The sequence below is a fragment of the Pseudomonas sp. NPDC089401 genome, from assembly GCF_044749485.1.
GTDB lineage: Bacteria > Pseudomonadota > Gammaproteobacteria > Pseudomonadales > Pseudomonadaceae > Aquipseudomonas.
In genome coordinates, this window is sequence record NZ_JBIVIA010000004.1 from 32,936 (window position 1) to 55,075 (window position 22,140).

A 22,140-nucleotide genomic window follows, 5' to 3' on the forward strand; every position below is an offset into this window, starting at 1 on the left:
GCAACGACGCGCATTGGTTGCCTGGCCGTTACAATGTGGCCAGCCAAACACTGGGGGGCGCGCAGCGGCCCCACTGCCTCAGGAATCCCAATGTCACAACTGTCCACCGACTGGCAGCACCACCCCACCCACCGCAAGGTCTGGGCCCTGGCCGCGCCGATGATCCTCTCCAACATCTCGGTGCCGCTGGTGGCCCTGGTCGACAGCACGGTCATCGGCCACCTGCCCCACGCCCACCAGCTCGGCGCGGTGGCCGTGGGCGCCACGCTGTTCACCTTCATGGTCGGCCTGATGGGCTTCCTGCGCATGGGTTCCACCGGCTTCGCCGCCCAGGCCGCCGGCCGCGCCGACGGCGCCGCGCTGCGCCAGGTGCTGGTGCAGGGCTTGCTGCTGGCCGCCGCCTTCGCCCTGGTGATCGGCCTGCTCGCCCTGCCCTTCAGCCAGCTGGCGCTGCACGCCATGCAGCCGAGCGAGGCGCTGCAGCAGTCGACCGAGGACTTCTTCCACACCCGCTTGCTCGGCCTGCCGGCGGCGCTGGCCAGCTACGCACTGGTCGGCTGGTTCCTCGGCACCCAGAACGCCCGCGCGCCACTGGCGATCCTGCTGACCACAAATCTGCTGAACATCGCCCTCAACCTGTGGTTCGTGCTCGGGCTGAACTGGGGTGTGCTCGGTTCGGCCCGGGCCTCGGTGATCGCCGAATGGAGCGCCGCCCTGCTCGGCCTGGCCCTGACCCGCCCTGCCCTGCGCGCCTACCCGGGGCAGATCGCCTGGGCCGCGCTGAAGCGCTGGCAGGCCTGGCGGCCATTGCTGGCGGTGAACCGTGACATCTTCCTGCGCAGCCTGGCCTTGCAGCTGGTGTTCCTGCTGATCACCGTGCAGGGCGCGCGCCTGGGCGAAGCCACGGTGGCGGCCAATGCCTTGCTGCTCAACGGCCTGCTGCTCACCGCCTACGCCCTCGACGGCCTGGCGCATGCCGTGGAAGCGCTGTGCGGGCACGCCATCGGCGCACGCGAACGCGACACCCTGCGCCGTTCGCTGGTGGTCGCCTGCGGCTGGTCGCTGCTCACCAGCCTGGGGTTTGCCGGGCTGTTCCTGTTGGGCGGGCACCTGTTCATCGACTTGCAGACCGACATCGGCAGCGTACGCACGGCGGCGTATCCGTACCTGCCATACCTGGCGCTGCTGCCGTTGATTGCGGTGTGGAGCTACCTGCTCGACGGGCTGTTCATCGGCGCGACCCGGGCGCGGGAGATGCGCAATGCGATGTTGCTGTCGGTGGTGATCGCGCTGCCGGTGGGGGTGCTCATGAGCGGATTGGGCAACCATGGGTTGTGGTTGGCGTTTCTCGGGTTCATGGCGTTGCGGGCGGTGACGTTGGGGTGGGTTGGGTGGCGGTTGCAGGAAAAAGGGCGCTGGATTCAGTGACGCCGGGGCCGCTTTGCGGCCCTTTCGCGACACAAGGCCGCTCCTACAGGGGCAACGCGGCGGCTTGTAGGAGCGGCCTTGTGTCGCGAAATGAGGGCGCAGCCCTCACCTGCCGACTCACAGCCAAACACAATCCCAATGTGGGTACTCACCCGCACGTTCAACCAGCCCGGCCCGAACAGGATTGGCAATGACATAACGCGCTGCGGCCTTCACATCCTCATCCCGTCGCAAAGCTCGATCGTAGAATCCAGGCTGCCAAATGTGTGTTCGCTCAGCACCAGCCCGATACAGAGCGCAACTACTTCGCGACTTGAATGCACACATCAGGTTTCCCAGGTTCGACGAACCGAGCTCGATCAACCAGTGCAGGTGATCTGGCATCAAGACCCAGGCGAGTGATCGACAACTACCCTCCTGATCGCTGAGCCGCAACTGCCGGATAGCTGCTCTGGCAAAGGGCAGGCTTGTGAACAGCGCAATGCGACCGCGCGTTACGGTGGTGAGAAGATAGAGCCGTCCTGGCTCCGAATAGCGCCCTTGGCGCAGGCGATGATTGCCCTGACCGTCCATGTCGTTCTCCCTTGAACGTTGCGTCCAAAGGTTGGCCCAGAATTATCGAAGCCGGTGAACGGGATTTTTACCGGGTGTGAATTCGGTGAGGGCTCCGCCCTCATTTCGCGACACAAGGCCGCTCCTACAAAGAAGAATCGTGCAGGAGCGGCCTCGGCGATCAGGACGAGAGGTACGACGAACGCGTCAGGCCAAGGCGCAGCGCATCGAGGAACTGGGTGCGTTCACGCGCAGTGATCTTGGCGCTGGCGACCTTGTCACGGTAGTGGGTCATCAACTCCTCCGGCGACAGGTGCACATAGCGCAACATGTCCTCGATGGTGTCGTGGGTCTCGATACCGGCGTGGTACACGCTGCCGTCGGCGTTCTGGTAGATGTTCACCGAGTCGGTGTCACCGAACAGGTTGTGCATGTCGCCAAGGATTTCCTGGTAGGCGCCGACCAGGAACACGCCCAGCAGGTAGTCCTCGCCCTCGTTCACCGCATGCACCGGCATGCTGGTCTCGATGCTCTGCTCGTCGACGTACTGGTTGATCTTGCCGTCGGAATCGCAGGTCAGGTCCTGCAGCACCGCACGGCGCATCGGCTCTTCGTCCAGGCGGTGCAGCGGGATGATCGGCAGCACCTGGCCGATGGCCCAGGTGTCGGGCAGGCTCTGGAACACCGAGAAGTTGCAGATGTACTTGTCGGCCAGCTTGTCGTTGAGCTCGTCCAGCACCTGGCGGTGCGAGCGCTGGCGCGCCTTCAGCGAGTTGTGCAGGCGGCGGCACACGGCGAAGTAGCACTGCTCGGCCAGGGCTTTTTCGGACAGGCTGATCTTGCCATCGGCATACTGCGCCGCCACGTCGCCCAGGTAGTGAGTGGCGCGCCAGTAGGTCTCGGTGACCATCTCGATATCGGTCGGGCCGAGCAGATCGACCAGCCACTGCACGGTTTCCGGCAGGGCTTCCTTGTTCTCGATGGTCGGCACGTCGTCGTTGTGCTTCTCGACATCGGTTACCTGGATCACCAGCATGGCGTGGTGCGCGGTCAGCGAGCGGCCGCTCTCGGAGAAGATGTGCGGGTGCGGCAGGCCCTGGGCGTCGCAGAACTCCTTGAGCATGCCCACCACCACGCCGGCATAGTCGTCCATGTCGTAGTTGATCGAGCTGGCGTTGCGCGAGTGGGTGCCGTCGTAGTCCACGCCCAGGCCACCGCCGACGTCGATATGGTCGACCGGCAGGCCCAGTGCACGCAGCTCACCGTAGTAGCGGATGGCCTCTTTGAAGCCGTGCTGGTAGTCGGCCAGGTTGGCGATCTGCGAACCCATGTGGAAGTGCAGTAGACGGATGCCCTGGTCCAGGCCGGCATCGCGGAAGCGTTGCACCACCGAGATCAGCTGGGCCGCCGACAGGCCGAACTTGGACTTCTCGCCCCCGGTGTCGGCCCACTTGCTCGACGCCAGCGACGACAGGCGCACGCGCAGGCCGACCTGCGGCTTGACCTTGAGCTCGGCGGCCTCTTCGATCACCAGGGCCACTTCCGACTCTTTCTCGATGACGATGAACACGTTGTGGCCAAGCTTCTGGCCCATCAGCGCCAGGCGGATGAACTCGCGGTCCTTGTAGCCGTTGCAGACGATGGTGCCGCCCTTCGGCGCCAGCGCCAGCACCGCCAGCAGCTCGGGCTTGGAGCCGGCTTCCAGGCCGATCGAGACGTTCTGCGTGGCGATGATGTTTTCCACCACCGCTTCCTGCTGGTTGACCTTGATCGGGTACAGCGCGGTGTACTGGCTCTGGTAGTCAAGGCGCGCGATGTTGGCATCGAAGGCGCCGGTCAGCTGGCGCACGCGGTCCTGCAGGATGTCGGGGAAACGCACCAGCAGCGGCAGTGACAGGCCGCTCTGGCGCAGCTCGTCGACCTGCTCGTACAGGTCGATCGGCGCGCTGTCCGGCCCGTTGGGGCGCACTTCGACGCGCCCGGCTTCATTGATGGCGAAATAACCAGCGCCCCAATGGCGGATGCCATAAACACTGCGGCTGTCGGCCACGGTCCATTGGCTACCATCGTCTTTGCGTGTGCGTCGTACGGACATTCAAGTCCCCTATAGGTAAGTCCAAGACACTGCCCCCGCAAGGAGGCGGGCGCAGTGTAAAAGTCGAAAATGACGATTCGTCCGTGCCCTGGGGTAGACCCTGGCCACGGCAACGAGTTTAGAAAGCGTTGGGCAAAAAAGCGCGCAGGCGGATCAGCCGCCGGACTTTTTCGCCTTGAAGCCCTGTTTGGTCAGCTCGCCGAGCAGCAGCTCGACATGGTCGCCCTGGATCTCGATGACCCCATCCTTCAGCGCGCCGCCGGTACCGCAGCGGCGCTTGAGGGTGGTGGCCAGCTCCTTGAGCTGGTCGAGGGGCAACGGCACGCCGGTGACGGTGGTCACGGTCTTGCCGCCACGGCCCTTGCTTTCACGGCGCACACGGGCAATGCCGTCGCCCTCGGGGATGACTTGCTGCTTGCAGGTGCAGGCATCCACCGGCTGGCCGCAGTCGGGGCAGTGCCGACCGGCATCGGTGGAGTAAACGAGACCGCCAAGGGCGGAAAAGGAAGAAGCTTTCTTGGCCACTTTTGATCCTCTGTGCTGAGGACAAAAACTGGTCGTGCCTTGGGGTTGAGGCCGACCGCGAGGCCCCACTCTGGCAGGGGCGGCGCTACTGCTGCAAGATCTGCGGCAGCCCGAAAAGGGCGCGCAGTGTAACGATAAATCAGGCGGTTGCTAAGTACTGGAATGCGCCATTTTGCGAATGATTTGCGACTTTGGGGGCTGCTTTGCAGCCCTTTCGCGACGCAAGGCCGCTCCTACAGGGTAACGCGCGCCCTTGTAGGAGCGGCCTTGCGTCGCGAAAGGACCGCAAAGCGGTCCCCGTCGTCATCCAAGGCTGGCTTTATAACGCTGCAACGCCGCCAGCGAATCCGGGCAATAAGGCTTGCCCAGGCTTTCCCGCTCTGCCACTTCCAGGCCGACGAACTTGGCCTCCATCACCTCCTGGGGCTGCAACCGCAACGGCGCATCCGACACCGCCGAATACACCGCGCACCACAGGTGGCTGTCCGGCTGGTCGAAGTAGAACCGCTCATGAAAGCGCAGCTCGACCCCATCGATGCCCAATTCCTCGGCCAATTCCCGGGCTGCCGACTCGTCATACGTCTCACCGGCCGTCACCATGCCACCCGCGGCGACATCCCAGTATCCCGGGTAAAGCGCCTTGCTCAGGGTCCGCCGGTGCACGCACAACTCACCGGCGCTGTTGAACAGCAGGATGAACGTGCAGCGCCCGATCAGCCCACGCGCACGCAGCTCGGCCCTGGGCAGCGCGCCCAGCAGCTGGTCGTTCGCGTCCACCCAGGCGACCAGTTCACGGTCGGAAGCCGCCCGGTGGGCGGCCTCATCGGCGCTGATGGCCATGCTCAACCCTGGGACAGCAGCTGGCGCAGGTCGATCACTGCGGCGTTGGCACGCGAGATGTAGTTGGCCATGACCAGCGAGTGGTTGGCCCACATGCCGAAGCCACTGCCGTTCAGCACCATCGGGCTCCACAGCGGTTCCTGGGAAGCCTCCAGCTCACGGATGATCTGGCGCACGCTGACGGTCGCGTTCTTCTTCGCCAGCACGTCGGCGAAGTCGACCTCGATGGCACGCAGCAGGTGCGACAGCGCCCAGGCCTGGCCACGGGCTTCGTAGAACACGTTGTCGATCTGCAGCCATGGGGTTTCGACCACTTCCTCATCCACCTGCGGCGCCTGGCCGGCAACCACCGACTCGGTCTTCAGGTTGGTGTTGAGCTTGACCCGGCCAACACTGGCCGACAGGCGTTGGGACAGCGAGCCCAGGCGAGTGGCCACGTCACCCAGCCAGTTGTTCAGGTTGTCGGCCCGGGTGTAGAAGATCGCGCCTTTGTCGCCAGCGGCCAGACGGGTCTGGTAGCGGCCGAGCGACTTGATGCCCTCCTCGAACTCCGACTCGCTGGACGGCAGGATCCAGCTCTTGTTGTCGAAGTTGAAGCGCGGCTCGGCCTTGGCCAGGTCGGCGTCCTCGGTGGACTGCGACTGCGAGCGGGCGAAGTCCTTGCGCAGGGCACGGGACAGGTCGCGCACCTGCACCAGCACGCCGTATTCCCAGCTCGGCATGTTGTCCAGCCACAGGCCCGGCGGGAAGCGGTCGTTGGAGATGTAGCCACCCGGCTTGCTCAGCAGGGTACCGGCCACGGTCTTGAGAGTTTCGAGGGTGGTATAGCCCACCACCATCTGCTGGCCGTTGCGCTCGGCGGCAGCCTGGGCATTCTGCTGCACCGGGAACAGCGCAGGCTCCTCGCTCCAGTACCAGCCAAGGCCCAGGCACACCAGCAGGTACAACCCGATCAGGGTCCCCAGGGCACGGCTCCAGAGCCCGCCAAGATAACTACGGGCAGCGGCGCGGCGGCTATCGGCACGTTCGCGCGGCTCGGCTTTGGCCTCGCGGTTTTTCCAGTCCAGCATGGCATTGTCCTTAATCAGTCACGACGGTTCAGGGGCTTGGACCACAGGCCTGCGCCAGGGTGCCACGGCAAGCCCGCGTCGCTGCACTATAAAGCAGACACCGCCTTGCGCATAAGCGACCAATGAGTCGGTAACGGGATTATCGTTCACAAGACTTTGTTGATGCGGGGCACTTACGCGCTGGAAAAGCAGTGCTAGCATACAGCCATCATTGAACCGGCATAGCCCTCCAACAAGTAGCCAGGACATGACCCGAGCCGCGGAGCCGAGCCACGAGCGCCTCAAGCAGGAGTTCGACCAGCTGTTGCAACGCCTGTCGCGCACGCGCCGGCGCAAGGACGACCCGCTGGACGCCCAGGCACCGCCTGCGCGCAAACCGGTGTACCTGCTGCTGCGCGATCATGAGCGCGCCGGGCGCCTGGCCCAGCAGTTGGCGTTCTTCGGCCTGAACGCGCAGCCGCTGCCCATGGCTGGCGCGCTGCTGGCGGCGCTGGCCGAGCAGTTGCCCGCAGCCATCATCATGGATGTCGACTTCGACGGCCCCGGTGGCGGGCTGCGCCTGGCCGCGCAGGCCCAGCAAAGCCGCGAACAGCCCATCCCGCTGCTGTTCTTCAGCCTGCACGACGCCGACACCCCGACCCGCCTGGCCGCCGTGCGCGCGGGTGGCCAGGCATTTCTCACCGGTACCCTGGAAGCCTCCAGCCTGCTGGAAAAGCTCGAAAGCATCAGCAGCACCGCACAACAGGAGCCGTTGCGCGTGCTGATCATCGACGACTCGCGCACCCAGGCCCTGCACACCGAACGCGTGCTCACAGGCGCCGGCATGCTTACCCGCAGCCTCACCGACCCGATCCGCGCCATGGCCGAACTGGCCGACTTCCAGCCCGACCTGATCATCCTCGACCTGTACATGCCGGCCTGCTCCGGCCCCGAACTGGCCAAGGTGATCCGCCACAATGACCGTTACGTCAGCGTGCCGATCATCTACCTGTCCGCCGAGGACGACCTGGACAAGCAGCTCGATGCCATGAGCGAGGGTGGCGACGACTTCCTGACCAAGCCGATCCGCTCACGCCACCTGATCACCACCGTGCGCAACCGCGCCGCCCGCGCCCGCCACCTCAAGGCGCGCATGGTGCGCGACAGCCTCACCGGGCTGTACAACCACACCCATATCCTGCAACTGCTCGAAGACTGCAGCTTCCGCGCCCGCCGCGAAGGCCAGCCGCTGAGCTTCGCCATGCTCGACATCGACCACTTCAAGAAGATCAACGACCGCCACGGCCACCCCATGGGCGACCGGGTGATCAAGAGCCTGGCGCTGTTCCTCAAGCAGCGGTTGCGCAAGACCGACTTCATCGGCCGCTACGGTGGCGAGGAATTCGCCATCGTCATGCCCAACACCGCGCTGGACGCCGCGCACAAGGTGCTGGACGAGATTCGCCGGCGCTTTGCCGAGATCCTCTATCCCGCGCAGGAAGGCGAGTTGCAGTGCACCTTCAGTGCCGGCGTGGTGGAGTTGGAGGAAGGGCTGGATGCATTGAGCATGGCCAGCACGGCCGATGAAGCGCTGTACCGGGCCAAGCATGCCGGGCGTAATTGCGTGGTCCGCGTCGAACCCTGAGCCCCGCATCTGCCGCTTCGCGGGCAAGCCCGCTCCCACAGGTATCTCAATGGCCTGAAGGCAGTGATGTCCCTGTGGGAGCGGGTTTACCCGCGAAAGGGCCGGCACAGGAAAACGAGATAGCGGCACAGTGCCACTTTTTCCGACCTCGTCATCACCCGGTCATGAAACCGCAATAACTTCAGCCGCCTACCTCTCCATTCCCGCAGGAAGTTCGCGGCTATGCGCCTGAAGTGGCTGACCAATTTCAACACCCTGTTGCTGGTGACCGTGTGTATCGCCCTGGGCGCGACCCTGTGGTGGTCGCAACGTGCCCTGGAGCGTCCGTATCAACTGATGGAACGCTACCTGGGCCTGTCGCAGCAGTTTCAGAACCAGACCGTGCGCAACGTCCGCGCCTACCTTGGCAGCGGCGACGCCTTGCGCCACGCCGCGGCCCTCGAAGCCAGCAAGCAGCTCGAAGCTTCCCTGGCCGACTGGCCGGCGGACCTCGCCGGCCAGTTGCGTCCGAGCCTGGGCACCCTGCAAGCCTTCACCGCCAACGAACTGCTCGCCGCCGGCAAGCTGGCGGGCGACCCCCAGGCGCTGTTGCTGCAGGCCGAACGTGAACTCGGGGCCAACTTCGAACAGCTGACCGCCTACGCCCGCGACAGTGGCAACAGCGAGGCCAACCGCTACTTGCTGCCACTGTTCGACGCGACTTTGCACCTGGGCCGCCTGTCCCTGGCCCGCGACAAGCTGGTCAGCAGCGGCCGCGCCGAGCTGGCCGACGAAGTGGAGCGCGAGCTGCAACTGATCCGCGCCCAGGCCCAGGCCATCGACGGCCTGCCGCTGCTCGGCGTAACCCGCACCGCCGAATCCGGCGCCGATGACTTCGCCGCCATGATGGGCCTGCAGAGCCAGGCCAGCGAACAGCAGGAAGACGTCGCCATCGGCCTCAAGCGCGAGTTGCACAGCCTGCTCAACCGCTACCCCGCCGAACTGCAGCGTACCCGCGAGCAGATCGAACGGCGCAGCGCCCTGGCCGCCAGCACCAACGACCGCCTGGCAGCGGTGCAGCAGGCCATTGCCGGCCTGGAGCCCGAGGTACGCGGCCAGCACGCGAAAATCGCCAGCGAGGTGCGCATCATGCAAGGCCTGATGATTGCCCTGATCCTGCTGATCGCCCTGCTCATCGACACCTTGCAAAGGCGCCTGGCGCGCACCCTCACCCACCTGGCCCCGGCCCTGTCGCGTTGGGCCGAAGGCGACTTCGCCGCGCCGATCGCCCTGGGCAAGAGCAACCGTGAACTGCGCGACATCCAGGAATCGCTCAACCGCCTGCGCCGCTACCTGGTGGAGTTGGTCGGCACCCTGCGCCACAACGCCGAACAGGTCGCCGGCAGCAGCCACGCCCTGGCCGGCATGAGCGCCGCCCTGCACCACGGCGCCGAGCGCCAGGCCGGCGACACACGGCAGATCCGCGATGCCCTCGGCGAGCTGGAGGGGACCATCCAGCAGGTGGCCGGTGACGCCAGCTCCGCCGCCGATGCCAGCCGCGCCGCGGGCCTCGCCGTGGAACAGGGGCAGGCGGTGATCGGCCAGAGTCTCTCGGGGCTCAGGGCGCTGGTCGACGAGGTGCAGGGCAACGCACGCATGATCGAGCAGTTGGCCGAGGAATCGGCCACCATCGGCGGGGTGCTGACCGTCATCCGCTCGATTGCCGAGCAGACCAACCTGCTGGCGCTCAATGCGGCCATCGAGGCGGCCCGTGCCGGGGAGATGGGCCGAGGGTTTGCGGTGGTGGCCGATGAAGTGCGTTCACTGGCGCAACGCACCACCGGCGCTACCGGGGAGATCCAGGCGTTGATCGACCGGCTGCAGCAGGCTGCGCGTGAATCGGTGAGCGGCATGCGGGTGCAACTCGAACATGCCGAGGCCACGGCCAACCAGGCGCAGGCGGCCGATGGCGCGCTGGACGAGATCGTCAGTGCGATCCGCACGATTGCCGACACCGCCGTGCGCATTGCCGATGTCACGGCGCAACAGACCGGGGCGGTGAGCGAGATTCGCGATCACAGCGAGCGGATCCATTTGCTGGGTGAGGACAACTTGCAGCGCATTGGCGAAGGGCGCGAGCAGGGTGAGCAGTTGCTGAGCCTGGGGGGAGAGCTGAACAAGGCGGTGCTGGCCTTCAGGGTCTGAGTTCTCCTGTGCTGGCCCTTTCGCGGCTAAAGCCGCTCCCACAGGTACCGCACAGTCTTCAAGTCCTGTGATACCCCTGTGGGAGCGGCTTTAGCCGCGAAAGGGCCAGAACAGGCAATGCATGAACCAGCGGCCATGTGTCACCCTTCAGCCCCCACTCTTTCAACCACCGCCAACTCCGTTATCATGCCCGGCACGTTCCACCTCGCGAGTCCGCCATGCGCCGCCTGTTTTTCCTGCTGTTCCTGCTGCTGGCCAGTCCTGCCTTCGCCTCGGGCCTGCTCGACAACCGCCCCAGCGCCACCCTCGGCGCCGCCTCACTGGCCAACAACGCCGACTTCCTGCCGGTACACCAAGCCTTCAAGCTCGACCTGGTGCAAGCCGACGCCCAGACCATCACGCTGCGCTTCATCGCCACCGACGGCTACTACCTGTACCGCCACCGCTTCCAGTTCCGCAGTGAACCTGCGGACATCACCCTGGGTGCGCCGAACATCCCCAAGGGCGAAGCCAAGCACGACGAGTTCTTCGGTGACGTCGAGGTCTACCACGGCGTGGTCGACATCGAGATCCCGCGCACCGATGCCCGCGCCTTCACCTTGCTGGTGGGCTACCAGGGCTGCGCCGACAAAGGCCTGTGCTACCCACCGGAAACCGCACGCCTGAGCATCGAGGGCGAAGGCGGCGCAGTATCCGCCGCCAGCGGCGAACCGGGCTGGAACTGGAAATCCCTGCTGCTGTTCTTCCTCGCCGGGGTCGGCCTGACCTTCACTCCCTGCGTGCTGCCGATGCTGCCGATCCTTTCCGGGGTGGTCCTGCGCGGCCAGGCCGGGGGCCTTCGCGGCCTGGCCCTGTCGCTGGCATACGTGCTGCCGATGGCGGCCAGCTTCGCCGTGCTCGGCGCGCTCATGGGGCTGTTCGGCGCCGGCCTGAACCTGCAGGCGCGCCTGCAATCGGCCTGGGTGCTGGTGCCGTTCGCGCTGTTCTTCGTGGTGTTCGCCCTGGCCATGTTCGGCCTGTTCGAACTCAAGCTGCCGCAGGCCCTGAGCAATCGCCTGAACAACGTCGCCAACCACACCCGCGGTGGCTCGCTGCTGGGCGCGGCGATTCTTGGGGTATTGTCCAGCCTGCTGGTGTCGCCTTGCGTTTCGGCGCCACTGGCCGGCGCGCTGCTGTACATCAGCGCCAGCGGTGATGCCTTGGGCGGGGCGCTCAAGCTGTTCGCCCTGGGCCTGGGCATGGGCGCCCCGCTGCTGCTGATCGCCACCGGTGGCGCGGCCTGGCTGCCGAAGAGCGGGCCGTGGCTGAACACGGTGAAGAACGCCATTGGCGTGTTGCTGCTGGGCCTGGCCATCGGCCTGCTCAGCCGCGTGCTGCCGGGGCCGGCGACCTTGCTGCTGGTCGGCTTCCTGGCGGCTGGCGTGGCGCTGTTCCTCGGCACCCTGGAGTTCGTGGTCAAGACCCCGCGCCAGCGCCTGGCGCAACTGCTCGGCCTGGCGCTGCTGGTGTACGCCCTGGCCTGCTGGTACGGCGCCCTCGGCGGCCAGGGCGATCCGCTGCGGCCGCTGCCGCCAGCGGCCGTTGCAACCCCTGCCGGCGCGGCGGCCAAGGCCGATGCCTGGCAGACCGTGACCACTCCCGCCGAGCTGGACGCCGCCCTGGCCGCGGCCAAGCGCGCCGGCCAGCCGGTGCTGCTGGACTGGTATGCCGACTGGTGCATCAGCTGCAAGGTGATCGAGCACGAAGTGCTCAACGCCGCGCAGGTCCAGCCACAACTGGCCGCGTTCAAGCTGCTGCGCTTCGACATCACCGAAAGCAGCGCCGAACAACGCACCCTGCTCGACCGCTATCGGCTGTTCGGCCCGCCGGCACTGCTGTTTTTTGCCGCGAACGGCAGCGAAATGACCACCGATCGGGTCATTGGCGAGATAAACGCCGGGGAATTTGCGCAGATTCTGACGCGCGTGCGCGCCAAACTCGGTCTATAACTTCCCGCGTGCCGGGAATTTTCTTCAAATGAGTGACCGGATTTAATTATTCGGTCACATACTTCGCGCGAACCTCGGACATCGTGCTGGCTATTGCCGGGAACTGGACACTAGCCGTCGCTTTGCGGCACACTCGCCGCGCTGTGTCGAATTGCCCTACAAATCCAAGGAATCCGCAGATGGCAACCCTACTGGTGCTCCACGGCCCCAACCTGAACCTGCTCGGTACCCGGGAGCCCGGCCACTATGGCGCCATGACCCTGGCCCAGATCAACCAGGACCTGGAGCAGCGTGCCCGCGCCGCTGGCCACCATCTGCAGTACCTGCAGAGCAATGCCGAGTACGAGCTGATCGACCGTATTCACGCCGCACGCAACGAAGGCGTCGACTTTATCCTGATCAATCCGGCGGCTTTTACCCACACCAGTGTCGCATTACGTGACGCGTTGCTTGCGGTGAGCATCCCATTCATCGAAGTGCACCTGTCCAACGTGCACAAACGCGAACCGTTCCGTCACCACTCGTACTTCTCCGATGTTGCCGTAGGGGTGATCTGCGGTCTGGGCGCCAGCGGTTATCGCCTGGCCCTGGAGTCCGCACTGGAACAACTGGCTGCCAACGCACAGCCCTGATAACGAAAACCCTGGCCTCAGTGGGCCGGGGTTACAGAGAAACGTTCAGATACGTTTTTATATTTCGCCCCCTGACCGAACCTTTGGGAGTTGATGATTAATGGATATCCGTAAAGTCAAGAAACTGATCGAGCTGCTGGAAGAATCTGGCATCGACGAGCTGGAGATCAAGGAAGGCGAAGAGTCGGTCCGTATCAGCCGCCACAGCAAGACCCCGGCTGCCCAGCAGTTCTACGCACCGGCCCCGATGGCTGCCGCGCCTGTAGCGGCCCCGGCCGCTGCCGCCGCAGCTCCGGCCGCCGAAGCCGCTGCTGCCGCCCCTGCCCTGAAAGGCACCGTGATCCGCTCGCCGATGGTCGGTACCTTCTACCGCAAGCCTTCGCCAACCTCGCCGAACTTCGCTGAAGTCGGGCAGTCGGTGAAAAAAGGCGACACCCTGTGCATCGTCGAAGCCATGAAGATGATGAACCACATCGAAGCCGATGTCGGCGGTGTCATCGACGCCATCCTGGTGGAAGACGGCCAGCCGGTTGAGTTCGACCAGCCGCTGTTCACCATCGTTTGAATCGCGGAGAGCCAACGATGTCTGGGAAGCTCGAAAAAGTCCTGATCGCCAACCGCGGGGAAATTGCCCTGCGGATCCTGCGTGCCTGCAAAGAGCTGGGTATCAAGACCGTCGCCGTGCACTCCACTGCCGACCGTGAACTGATGCACCTGGGCCTGGCAGACGAGTCGGTCTGCATCGGCCCGGCATCGTCCAAGGATTCCTACCTGCATATCCCGGCGATCATCGCTGCCGCCGAAGTCACCGGCGCCACCGCGATCCACCCGGGCTACGGCTTCCTCGCGGAAAACGCCGATTTCGCCGAGCAGGTCGAAAACTCCGGTTTCGCCTTCATCGGCCCGAAAGCCGACACCATTCGCCTGATGGGCGACAAGGTGTCGGCCAAGGACGCCATGATCAAGACGGGCGTACCGACCGTACCGGGCTCCGATGGCCCACTGCCGGAAGACGAAGAGGTCGCCCTGGCGATCGCCCGTGACGTCGGCTACCCGGTGATCATCAAGGCCGCCGGTGGCGGTGGTGGTCGCGGCATGCGCGTGGTGCACAAGGAAGAGGACCTGATCGCCTCGGCCAAGCTCACCCGTACCGAAGCCGGTGCCGCCTTCGGCAACCCGATGGTCTACCTGGAGAAGTTCCTGACCAACCCACGTCACGTGGAAGTCCAGGTACTGTCCGACGGCCAGGGCAACGCCATCCACCTGGGCGACCGTGACTGCTCGCTGCAGCGCCGTCACCAGAAGGTCCTGGAAGAAGCCCCGGCCCCGGGCATCGACGAGAAGGCCCGCCAGGAAGTCTTCAAGCGTTGCGTCGATGCGTGCATCGAAATCGGCTACCGCGGTGCCGGTACCTTCGAGTTCCTGTACGAGAACGGCCGTTTCTACTTCATCGAGATGAACACCCGCGTGCAGGTTGAGCACCCGGTGTCGGAAATGGTCACCGGTATCGACATCGTCAAGGAGATGCTCAGCATCGCCGCTGGCAACAAGCTGTCGTTCCGCCAGGAAGACGTGGTCATCCGTGGCCACTCGCTGGAGTGCCGGATCAACGCCGAAGACCCGAAGAAGTTCATTCCGAGCCCAGGCAAGGTCAAGCACTTCCACGCCCCGGGCGGCAACGGCGTGCGTGTCGATTCGCACCTGTACAGCGGCTATTCGGTTCCGCCGAACTACGACTCGCTGATCGGCAAGCTGATCACCTACGGCAAGGACCGCGACGAAGCCATGGCGCGCATGCGCAATGCCCTGGACGAGATCGTCGTCGACGGCATCAAGACCAACATCCCGCTGCACCGCGACCTGGTGCGTGATGAAGGTTTCTGCAAAGGCGGCGTCAACATCCACTACCTCGAGCACAAACTGGCCAACCAGGAGTGATCGCGTTAGCGTGATGCAGCGAAACCCCGGCCCAGCGCCGGGGTTTTTTTTGCCTGCCAGGACCTGGGACCGCGCTGGCTTCTTCGCGGGCAATCCCGCTCCCACAGGTATGGCGCTGCCTTCGAATGCGGCGCCGTCCCTGTGGGAGCGGGATTACCCGCGAAGAAGGCGACGCGGTCTGAGCCCCTGCTCTACAAACCCCCCGCACTCGCGTAAACTGCCTGCCTTCGCGCAGCCTCGGGCTGCCCCTGTCAGATTTACCAAAGGTGCCCGCCATGCCTTGGCTGCAAGTACGCCTGGCCATCAGCCCGGAACAAGCCGAAACCTACGAAGACGCCCTGCTCGAAGTCGGCGCCGTATCGGTCACGTTCATGGACGCTGAAGACCAGCCGATCTTCGAACCCGACCTCAACACCACCCCGCTGTGGTCGCACACCCACCTGCTGGCCCTGTTCGAGGCCGATGCCGAGCCCGCGTCGGTGTTCGCCCACCTGCAACTGCTGACCGGCGCCGAACTGCCCGAGCACCAGGCCGAGGTGATCGAGGACCAGGACTGGGAACGCAGCTGGATGGACGGTTTCCAGCCCATGCGCTTCGGCCAGCGCCTGTGGATCGTGCCGAGCTGGCACGACGCCCCGGAGAAGGACGCGGTCAACCTGCTGCTCGACCCGGGCCTGGCCTTTGGCACCGGCACCCACCCGACCACCGCGCTGTGCCTGGAATGGCTCGACGGCCAGGCGCTGCAAGGCACCCAGGTGCTGGACTTCGGCTGCGGCTCGGGCATCCTGGCCATCGCCGCGCTGCTGCTGGGCGCCCGCGAAGCGGTCGGTACCGACATCGACGTGCAGGCCATCGAAGCCTCCCGCGACAACGCCCAGCGCAACGGCATCGCCGACGAGAAGCTGGCGCTGTACCTGCCCGAGCACATGCCGGCGATGCAGGCCGACGTGCTGGTCGCCAACATCCTCGCCGGCCCTTTGGTTGCCCTGGCACCGCAGCTGTCCGGCCTGGTCCGCCCAGGTGGCCTGCTGGCACTGTCGGGTATCCTCGCCGAACAGGGCGAGGAAGTGGCCGCTGCCTACGCTGCCGACTTCGAGCTGGACCCGATCGTCGTGCGCGACGGCTGGGTGCGCATCAGTGGTCGGCGCCGCTAAGCGGGCCTAGAATACTTCTCTGCACAGCTCCCGGATCGCCGCATGACCGACAGTTTCGTCACCCAGTGCCCGCATTGCCAGACCAGCTTTCGCGTCACCCATCACCAGCTGAGCGTGGCACGCGGTGTCGTGCGCTGCGGCCACTGCCTGCAGGTGTTCAATGCGGCCAAGCAGTTGCTGGAGCAGAACCGCGCCGCCGCCGGCACTGCGCCTGTCGCGCCGCCGGCAGCGCCGGCCGAACCGGTCGTGGCGCCAGAGCCAGAGCCGCTGCCAGAGCCAGAGCCGAGCGAGCCGCCGGCTGTCGAGAAAGGGGATTGGGCGGTCACTGCCCAGGCCCTCGATGAACTCGACCTGGACCAGGCGCTGGCTCGCCTGGAGCGCCGGGACAAACCTGCCGAAGCGCGCCCGTCCGCGCAGGCCGATGCCCTGCAGGCCCGCCGCGACGAACCGGCGGCCGACGGGCATGGCGACGAACTGTTCGGCACGGCGACCGACGAGCCCCACGAGCCCTACGAAACCCACGAGCCGGCCCCGGTGTTGCTGGATGAACAGCCACTGGAGCCGGAGCCCGGCGATCGTCACGAACCGACGCTGGGTGGCGACCTCGACCTGGACCTCGACGACACGCCAGCCGCGCAGCGTGCCGCCGAGCCCGAGCCGATGGAGCGGTTCGACGAACACGATGACATCGTTCACGAAAAAGGCCTCAGTGCCCGTGATGACGACGAAACCGACCTGCACCTGTCGGCCCATGACGACGAAGTGCACGAGCCCCTTCCTGGCGAACGCCTGGAACCTGGCTTCAGCGCCCGGCCCGAGCGCCCCACGCGCAAGGAGCCACTGGTCGACGTGGTCGACGACCCGCTGCAACTGGGCTGGGAAAAACCCCGGCCGAACTGGGGCAAGCGCCTGCTGTGGGGGGGCCTGTCGCTGCTCGCCGCTGGCCTGCTGGCGTTCCAGTACGTGTGGTTCCATTTCGACGAAATGGCCCGCCAGGACCAGTACCGGCCAATCTTCCAGCAGCTCTGCCCGATGCTCGGCTGCGAAGTGCCGACCCGCGTCGACATCGGTCGGATCAAGAGCAGCAACCTGGTGGTGCGCAGCCACCCGGACTTCAAAGGCGCGCTGATCGTCGACGCGATCATCTACAACCGCGCGCCGTTCGCCCAGCCGTTCCCGCTGCTGGAGCTGCGTTTCGCCGACCTCAACGGCCAACTGATCGCCAGTCGTCGCTTCAAGCCCAGCGAATACCTGTCCGGCGAACTGGCCGGGCGCGGCGAGATGCCCAGCCAGACGCCGATCCACATCGCCCTGGACATCCTCGACCCGGGCCCCAAGGCCGTGAACTACAGCCTCAGCTTCCGCTCCCCGGAATAGGCACCGGCGCCCCCCAGGGGGCGCGCCGACCAAAGCAAAAGTCATAAGCCGACAGCTGTACAGATTTTATCCAAATCCTTCTTTATCCGGTCACCGAGAGCGGGTATCATGCCAACCCTTTTTCGACTCCAATGATTCGGCCCCACAACAGGGAACACCTATGTCGGCGGTACGCATCGGCCCATACACACTACGCAACAACCTGATCCTCGCCCCGATGGCCGGGGTCACGGACCAGCCTTTCCGTACACTCTGCAAGCGCCTGGGCGCGGGCATGGTGGTGTCGGAGATGGTCAGCAGCGACATGAGCCTGTGGAACAGCCGCAAGTCCAGCCTGCGCCGCATCCATGAAGGTGATCCCGAGCCGCGCTCGGTGCAGATCGCCGGGGGTGATGCGCAGATGATGGCGGCGGCGGCCCGGGCCAACGTCGCGGCGGGAGCCCAGATCATCGATATCAACATGGGTTGCCCGGCAAAAAAAGTCTGCAACAAAGCCGCAGGCTCTGCTTTATTGAGAGATGAAGCACTGGTCACCGAGATCCTCCACGCCGTGGTCGGCGCGGTGGACGTACCGGTGACCCTGAAAATCCGCACCGGCTGGGACCGGGCGAACAAGAACGGCCTGAACGTGGCGAAGATCGCCGAACAGGCCGGCATCCAGGCGCTTGCGGTGCATGGCCGCACACGCGCCGACCTGTACACCGGCGAAGCCGAATACGACACCATCGCTGCGATCAAGCAGGCGGTGTCGATCCCGGTTTTCGCCAATGGCGATATCACCTCGCCAGAAAAGGCCCGGGCGGTACTGGACGCCACCGGGGTCGACGGCCTGCTGATCGGCCGGGCTGCCCAGGGGCGGCCGTGGATCTTTCGCGAGATCGAACATTTTCTGGGGACTGGCCAGCATTTGCCGGCCCCGCAGTTGGACGAAGTGGAACGCATCCTGCTGGAGCACCTGGCCGCCCTGCACGCCTTCTATGGCGATGTGATGGGCGTGCGCATCGCCCGCAAGCACGTGGGCTGGTACCTGGCAACACGACCCGGCGGCAAGGAGTTTCGCTCCCGGTTCAACGCTTTGGAAGACACACAAGCGCAGTGCGCCAACGTTCGCGAGTATTTCAGCGAACGTCGACAGAGCCTTGAGACAGAGGACGGACAAGGGGTGGCCGCATGACGATGATGACCGAGACATTAGTGAGTGGAACAACGCCCGTGAGCGACAACGCCAACCTCAAACAGCACCTCAACACGCCGAGCGAAGAGGGCCAGACCCTTCGCGACAGCGTCGAGAAGGCGCTGCACAACTACTTCGCACACCTGGAAGGCGCGACCGTCACCGACGTGTACAACCTGGTGCTCTCCGAAGTCGAGGCGCCCCTGCTCGAAAGCGTGATGAACTACGTGAAGGGCAACCAGACCAAGGCCAGCGAGATGCTCGGGCTCAACCGTGGCACCCTGCGCAAGAAGCTCAAGCAGTACGACTTGTTGTAAGCCAGAATCCCAATCAGAAAAGGCGGCCTCTGCGAAGAGACGCCTTTTTTGCTGACTCCACCGCGTTATTGGAACCCGAAATGACCGACCAGACTACCCGCCTGCCAGTCCGCCGCGCCCTGATCAGCGTCTCCGACAAGACCGGTATCCTCGAATTCGCCCGTGAGCTGCAACAGCTCGGTGTCGAGATCCTGTCCACCGGCGGCACCTACAAGCTGCTCAAGGACAACGGTGTCAACGCGGTGGAAGTGGCCGACTACACTGGCTTCGCCGAAATGATGGATGGCCGGGTCAAGACCCTGCACCCGAAAATCCACGGTGGCATCCTCGGCCGTCGCGGCACCGACGACGCCATCATGAACGAGCACGGCATCAAGCCGATCGACCTGGTGGCGGTCAACCTGTACCCGTTCGAAGCGACCATTTCCAAGCCGGGCTGTGACCTGCCGACCGCCATCGAGAACATCGACATCGGCGGCCCGACCATGGTCCGTTCCGCCGCCAAGAACCACAAGGACGTCGCCATCGTGGTCAACGCCAGCGACTACGCTGGCGTGCTCGAAGGCCTGAAGGCCGGCGGCCTGACCTACGCCCAGCGTTTCGACCTGATGCTCAAGGCGTTCGAGCACACCGCCGCCTACGACGGCATGATCGCCAACTACATGGGCACCATCGACCAGGCCAAGGAGACCCTGAGCACAGAAGCGCGCAGCGAATTCCCGCGCACCTTCAACAGCCAGTTCGTCAAGGCCCAGGAAATGCGCTACGGCGAGAACCCGCACCAGAGCGCCGCGTTCTACGTCGAAGCGAAGAAAGGCGAGGCCAGCATTTCCACCGCCGTGCAGCTGCAGGGCAAGGAACTGTCGTTCAACAACGTGGCCGACACCGACGCCGCGCTGGAGTGCGTGAAGAGCTTCGTCAAGCCGGCCTGTGTCATCGTCAAGCACGCCAACCCGTGCGGCGTGGCCGTTGTGCCTGAAGACGAAGGCGGCATCCGCAAGGCCTACGACCTGGCCTACGCCACCGACACCGAGTCGGCCTTCGGCGGCATCATCGCCTTCAACCGCGAGCTGGACGGCGAAACCGCCAAGGCCATCGTCGAGCGCCAGTTCGTCGAAGTGATCATCGCCCCGAAAATCTCCCAGGCCGCCCGCGAAGTGGTCGCCGCCAAACAGAACGTGCGCCTGCTGGAGTGCGGCGAGTGGCCAGCCGAGCGCGCCGCCGGCTGGGACTTCAAGCGCGTCAACGGTGGCCTGCTGGTGCAGAGCCGCGATATCGGCATGATCAGCGCCGATGACCTGAAGATCGTCACCAAGCGCGCACCGACCGAGCAAGAGATCCACGACCTGGTGTTCGCCTGGAAAGTGGCCAAGTTCGTCAAGTCCAACGCCATCGTCTACGCCAAGCAGCGCCAGACCATCGGTGTCGGCGCCGGCCAGATGAGCCGCGTCAACTCCGCCCGCATCGCCGCCATCAAGGCCGAGCATGCCGGGCTGCAGGTGCAGGGTGCGGTGATGGCCTCGGACGCGTTCTTCCCGTTCCGTGATGGCATCGACAATGCGGCTAAAGTGGGTATCAGCGCCGTGATCCAGCCAGGTGGTTCGATGCGTGATGCCGAGGTGATCGCTGCCGCTGATGAAGCCGGCATCGCCATGGTCTTCACCGGCATGCGCCACTTCCGCCACTAATTCAGCTGGTCAGCCGAACCTCGGCTCCTGTAGGAGCGGCCTCGTGTCGCGAAAGGGCTGCGCAGCAGCCCCCGGGCCTTTGCAACAAAGCAGAAACCCTGCGGCCCTTTCGCGACACAAGGCCGCTCCTACACGGGGACGAGGTTCGCCACCAAACAGAGGTTTTGACATGAAAGTTTTGATCATCGGCAGCGGCGGCCGTGAGCACGCCCTGGCCTGGAAAGTCGCCCAGGACCCACGCGTCGAGAAAGTCTTCGTTGCCCCGGGCAACGCCGGTACCGCCATCGAGCCCAAGTGCGAGAACGTCGCCATCGACGTCTGCGCCCTGGAGCAACTGGCCGACTTCGCCGAGAGCAACGTCGACCTGACCATCGTCGGCCCTGAAGCCCCGCTGGTGATCGGCGTGGTCGACCTGTTCCGCAGCCGCGGCCTGGACTGCTTCGGCCCGACCAAGGGCGCGGCCCAGCTGGAAGGTTCCAAGGCCTTCACCAAGGACTTCCTGGCGCGCCACAAGATCCCGACCGCCGACTACCAGAACTTCACCGAGATCGAGCCGGCCCTGGCCTACCTGCGCGAAAAAGGCGCACCGATCGTGATCAAGGCCGACGGCCTGGCCGCGGGCAAGGGCGTGATCGTCGCCATGACCCTCGAAGAAGCCGAAGCCGCCGTGCGTGACATGCTCGCCGGCAACGCCTTCGGCGAAGCGGGTTCGCGGGTGGTCATCGAGGAGTTCCTCGACGGCGAGGAAGCCAGCTTCATCGTCATGGTCGACGGCCACAACGTGCTGCCAATGGCCACCAGCCAGGACCACAAGCGCGTCGGCGACCAGGACACTGGCCCGAACACCGGCGGCATGGGTGCCTACTCCCCTGCCCCGGTGGTGACTCCGGACGTGCACCAGCGCGTGATGGACCAGGTGATCTGGCCGACCGTGCGCGGCATGGCCGAGGAAGGCAACGTCTACACCGGCTTCCTGTACGCCGGCCTGATGATCGACAAGGCGGGCAACCCCAAGGTCATCGAGTTCAACTGCCGCTTCGGCGACCCGGAGACCCAGCCGGTCATGCTGCGCCTGGAGTCGAGCCTGGTGCTGCTGATCGAAGCCGCCTTCGCCAAGGCCCTGGACAAGGTCGAGGCCCAGTGGGACCCGCGCCCGAGCCTGGGCGTGGTGCTGGCTGCCGGTGGCTACCCGGGCGACTACGCCAAGGGCGACGTGATCAACGGCCTGGACGCCGCCGCGCAGATCGAAGGCAAGGTGTTCCACGCCGGCACATCGCTGAAGGACGGTAACGTCGTCACCAACGGCGGCCGCGTGCTCTGCGCCACGGCCATGGGTGCCAACGTCGCCGACGCCCAGCAGCAGGCCTACCGCCTGGCCAAGGAAGTCAGCTGGAACGGCAGCTTCCACCGTACCGACATCGGCTACCGGGCCATCGCCCGCGAGCGCGGTGAACACCAGCAGTAAACCGTGCCGAATCGCCGCAGTGCCTTGCGCCTGCGGCCTTCGGCTCGTCGCCAGGGCCCCAATGGGGCCTTGCCTTCGACTCGGCGCGC

18 protein-coding genes are annotated in these 22,140 nt (G+C 65.3%); 13 read left to right on the top strand and 5 right to left on the bottom strand.

The features are described from left to right. Positions 1-90: 90 nt before the first annotated feature. Complete coding sequence (locus ACIP21_RS10670) at positions 91-1,428, top strand: MATE family efflux transporter (protein ID WP_400687176.1); 1,338 nt, start codon at positions 91-93, stop codon at positions 1,426-1,428. Positions 1,429-1,545: 117 nt separating this feature from the next. Here ACIP21_RS10670 and ACIP21_RS10675 read toward each other — a convergent pair whose 3' ends face one another. From ACIP21_RS10675 to ACIP21_RS10695, 5 genes are all read right to left on the bottom strand, one after another. Next, the gene (locus ACIP21_RS10675) at positions 1,546-2,001 is read right to left on the bottom strand and encodes an REP-associated tyrosine transposase (RefSeq protein WP_400687178.1); all 456 of its coding nucleotides are present in this window, start codon (positions 1,999-2,001) and stop codon (positions 1,546-1,548) included. A 160-nt stretch (positions 2,002-2,161) separates the two neighbouring features. Continuing rightward, on the bottom strand, positions 2,162-4,075 hold the full coding sequence (gene speA, locus ACIP21_RS10680) for an arginine decarboxylase (RefSeq protein WP_400687180.1): 1,914 nt from the start codon (positions 4,073-4,075) through the stop codon (positions 2,162-2,164). Positions 4,076-4,228: 153 nt separating this feature from the next. Next, positions 4,229-4,600, bottom strand: coding sequence for a translation initiation factor Sui1 (locus tag ACIP21_RS10685; RefSeq protein WP_400687182.1), 372 nt, complete (start codon positions 4,598-4,600; stop codon positions 4,229-4,231). A 303-nt stretch (positions 4,601-4,903) separates the two neighbouring features. Beyond that, on the bottom strand, positions 4,904-5,440 hold the full coding sequence (locus tag ACIP21_RS10690) for an NUDIX hydrolase (RefSeq protein ID WP_400687184.1): 537 nt from the start codon (positions 5,438-5,440) through the stop codon (positions 4,904-4,906). A 2-nt stretch (positions 5,441-5,442) separates the two neighbouring features. Further along, complete coding sequence (locus ACIP21_RS10695; RefSeq protein ID WP_400687186.1) at positions 5,443-6,510, bottom strand: DUF2333 family protein; 1,068 nt, start codon at positions 6,508-6,510, stop codon at positions 5,443-5,445. Positions 6,511-6,757: 247 nt separating this feature from the next. Between ACIP21_RS10695 and ACIP21_RS10700 the strand changes: the two genes are divergently transcribed. The 12 genes from ACIP21_RS10700 (at position 6,758) to purD (ending at position 22,051) form a co-directional block, all read left to right on the top strand. Next, positions 6,758-8,134: a diguanylate cyclase gene (locus ACIP21_RS10700; RefSeq protein ID WP_400687187.1), complete on the top strand. Its 1,377-nt coding sequence runs from the start codon at positions 6,758-6,760 to the stop codon at positions 8,132-8,134. Between the two features lie 336 nt (positions 8,135-8,470). Continuing rightward, complete coding sequence (locus tag ACIP21_RS10705; protein ID WP_400687966.1) at positions 8,471-10,318, top strand: methyl-accepting chemotaxis protein; 1,848 nt, start codon at positions 8,471-8,473, stop codon at positions 10,316-10,318. A gap of 218 nt (positions 10,319-10,536) precedes the next feature. Next, positions 10,537-12,306 (top strand): protein-disulfide reductase DsbD, encoded by a 1,770-nt coding sequence (locus ACIP21_RS10710; RefSeq protein ID WP_400687189.1) that lies wholly within the window; start codon positions 10,537-10,539, stop codon positions 12,304-12,306. Between the two features lie 179 nt (positions 12,307-12,485). Beyond that, positions 12,486-12,938, top strand: a complete 453-nt coding sequence (gene aroQ / locus ACIP21_RS10715; RefSeq protein WP_176518061.1) for a type II 3-dehydroquinate dehydratase — start codon at positions 12,486-12,488, stop codon at positions 12,936-12,938. Positions 12,939-13,038: 100 nt separating this feature from the next. Continuing rightward, a complete protein-coding gene (accB, locus tag ACIP21_RS10720; protein ID WP_400687191.1) occupies positions 13,039-13,503 on the top strand; it encodes an acetyl-CoA carboxylase biotin carboxyl carrier protein in 465 nt (154 codons plus the stop codon). A 17-nt stretch (positions 13,504-13,520) separates the two neighbouring features. Further along, complete coding sequence (gene accC, locus ACIP21_RS10725) at positions 13,521-14,876, top strand: acetyl-CoA carboxylase biotin carboxylase subunit (protein WP_400687193.1); 1,356 nt, start codon at positions 13,521-13,523, stop codon at positions 14,874-14,876. A gap of 275 nt (positions 14,877-15,151) precedes the next feature. After that, the gene (gene prmA / locus ACIP21_RS10730) at positions 15,152-16,030 is read left to right on the top strand and encodes a 50S ribosomal protein L11 methyltransferase (protein ID WP_400687195.1); all 879 of its coding nucleotides are present in this window, start codon (positions 15,152-15,154) and stop codon (positions 16,028-16,030) included. Between the two features lie 42 nt (positions 16,031-16,072). Continuing rightward, positions 16,073-17,407 carry a DUF3426 domain-containing protein gene (locus ACIP21_RS10735; protein WP_400687197.1) on the top strand — a complete coding sequence of 445 codons (1,335 nt, stop codon included), beginning with the start codon at positions 16,073-16,075 and terminating at the stop codon, positions 17,405-17,407. Positions 17,408-17,567: 160 nt separating this feature from the next. Continuing rightward, positions 17,568-18,581, top strand: a complete 1,014-nt coding sequence (gene dusB, locus ACIP21_RS10740; RefSeq protein ID WP_400687199.1) for a tRNA dihydrouridine synthase DusB — start codon at positions 17,568-17,570, stop codon at positions 18,579-18,581. Beyond that, positions 18,578-18,898: a DNA-binding transcriptional regulator Fis gene (gene fis / locus ACIP21_RS10745; protein WP_008093076.1), complete on the top strand. Its 321-nt coding sequence runs from the start codon at positions 18,578-18,580 to the stop codon at positions 18,896-18,898. The genes dusB and fis overlap by 4 nt, the downstream gene beginning before the upstream one ends. An 80-nt stretch (positions 18,899-18,978) precedes the next feature. Next, positions 18,979-20,586, top strand: coding sequence for a bifunctional phosphoribosylaminoimidazolecarboxamide formyltransferase/IMP cyclohydrolase (gene purH, locus ACIP21_RS10750; RefSeq protein ID WP_400687201.1), 1,608 nt, complete (start codon positions 18,979-18,981; stop codon positions 20,584-20,586). 169 nt (positions 20,587-20,755) lie between these two features. Then, entirely contained in the window at positions 20,756-22,051 is a 1,296-nt protein-coding gene (purD, locus tag ACIP21_RS10755; protein WP_400687202.1) for a phosphoribosylamine--glycine ligase, read from the top strand. Positions 22,052-22,140 lie beyond the last annotated feature (89 nt).

Bases quoted from the DNA above. Each gene is read 5' to 3' on its own strand.
- ACIP21_RS10670 (WP_400687176.1), top strand. From the start codon at position 91: ATGTCACAACTGTCCACCGACTGGCAGCACCACCCCACCCACCGCAAG.
- ACIP21_RS10675 (WP_400687178.1), bottom strand. From the start codon at position 2,001: ATGGACGGTCAGGGCAATCATCGCCTGCGCCAAGGGCGCTATTCGGAG.
- speA (WP_400687180.1), bottom strand. From the start codon at position 4,075: ATGTCCGTACGACGCACACGCAAAGACGATGGTAGCCAATGGACCGTG.
- ACIP21_RS10690 (WP_400687184.1), bottom strand. From the start codon at position 5,440: ATGGCCATCAGCGCCGATGAGGCCGCCCACCGGGCGGCTTCCGACCGT.
- ACIP21_RS10695 (WP_400687186.1), bottom strand. From the start codon at position 6,510: ATGCTGGACTGGAAAAACCGCGAGGCCAAAGCCGAGCCGCGCGAACGT.
- ACIP21_RS10700 (WP_400687187.1), top strand. From the start codon at position 6,758: ATGACCCGAGCCGCGGAGCCGAGCCACGAGCGCCTCAAGCAGGAGTTC.
- ACIP21_RS10705 (WP_400687966.1), top strand. From the start codon at position 8,471: ATGGAACGCTACCTGGGCCTGTCGCAGCAGTTTCAGAACCAGACCGTG.
- ACIP21_RS10710 (WP_400687189.1), top strand. From the start codon at position 10,537: ATGCGCCGCCTGTTTTTCCTGCTGTTCCTGCTGCTGGCCAGTCCTGCC.
- aroQ (WP_176518061.1), top strand. From the start codon at position 12,486: ATGGCAACCCTACTGGTGCTCCACGGCCCCAACCTGAACCTGCTCGGT.
- accB (WP_400687191.1), top strand. From the start codon at position 13,039: ATGGATATCCGTAAAGTCAAGAAACTGATCGAGCTGCTGGAAGAATCT.
- accC (WP_400687193.1), top strand. From the start codon at position 13,521: ATGTCTGGGAAGCTCGAAAAAGTCCTGATCGCCAACCGCGGGGAAATT.
- prmA (WP_400687195.1), top strand. From the start codon at position 15,152: ATGCCTTGGCTGCAAGTACGCCTGGCCATCAGCCCGGAACAAGCCGAA.
- ACIP21_RS10735 (WP_400687197.1), top strand. From the start codon at position 16,073: ATGACCGACAGTTTCGTCACCCAGTGCCCGCATTGCCAGACCAGCTTT.
- dusB (WP_400687199.1), top strand. From the start codon at position 17,568: ATGTCGGCGGTACGCATCGGCCCATACACACTACGCAACAACCTGATC.
- fis (WP_008093076.1), top strand. From the start codon at position 18,578: ATGACGATGATGACCGAGACATTAGTGAGTGGAACAACGCCCGTGAGC.
- purH (WP_400687201.1), top strand. From the start codon at position 18,979: ATGACCGACCAGACTACCCGCCTGCCAGTCCGCCGCGCCCTGATCAGC.
- purD (WP_400687202.1), top strand. From the start codon at position 20,756: ATGAAAGTTTTGATCATCGGCAGCGGCGGCCGTGAGCACGCCCTGGCC.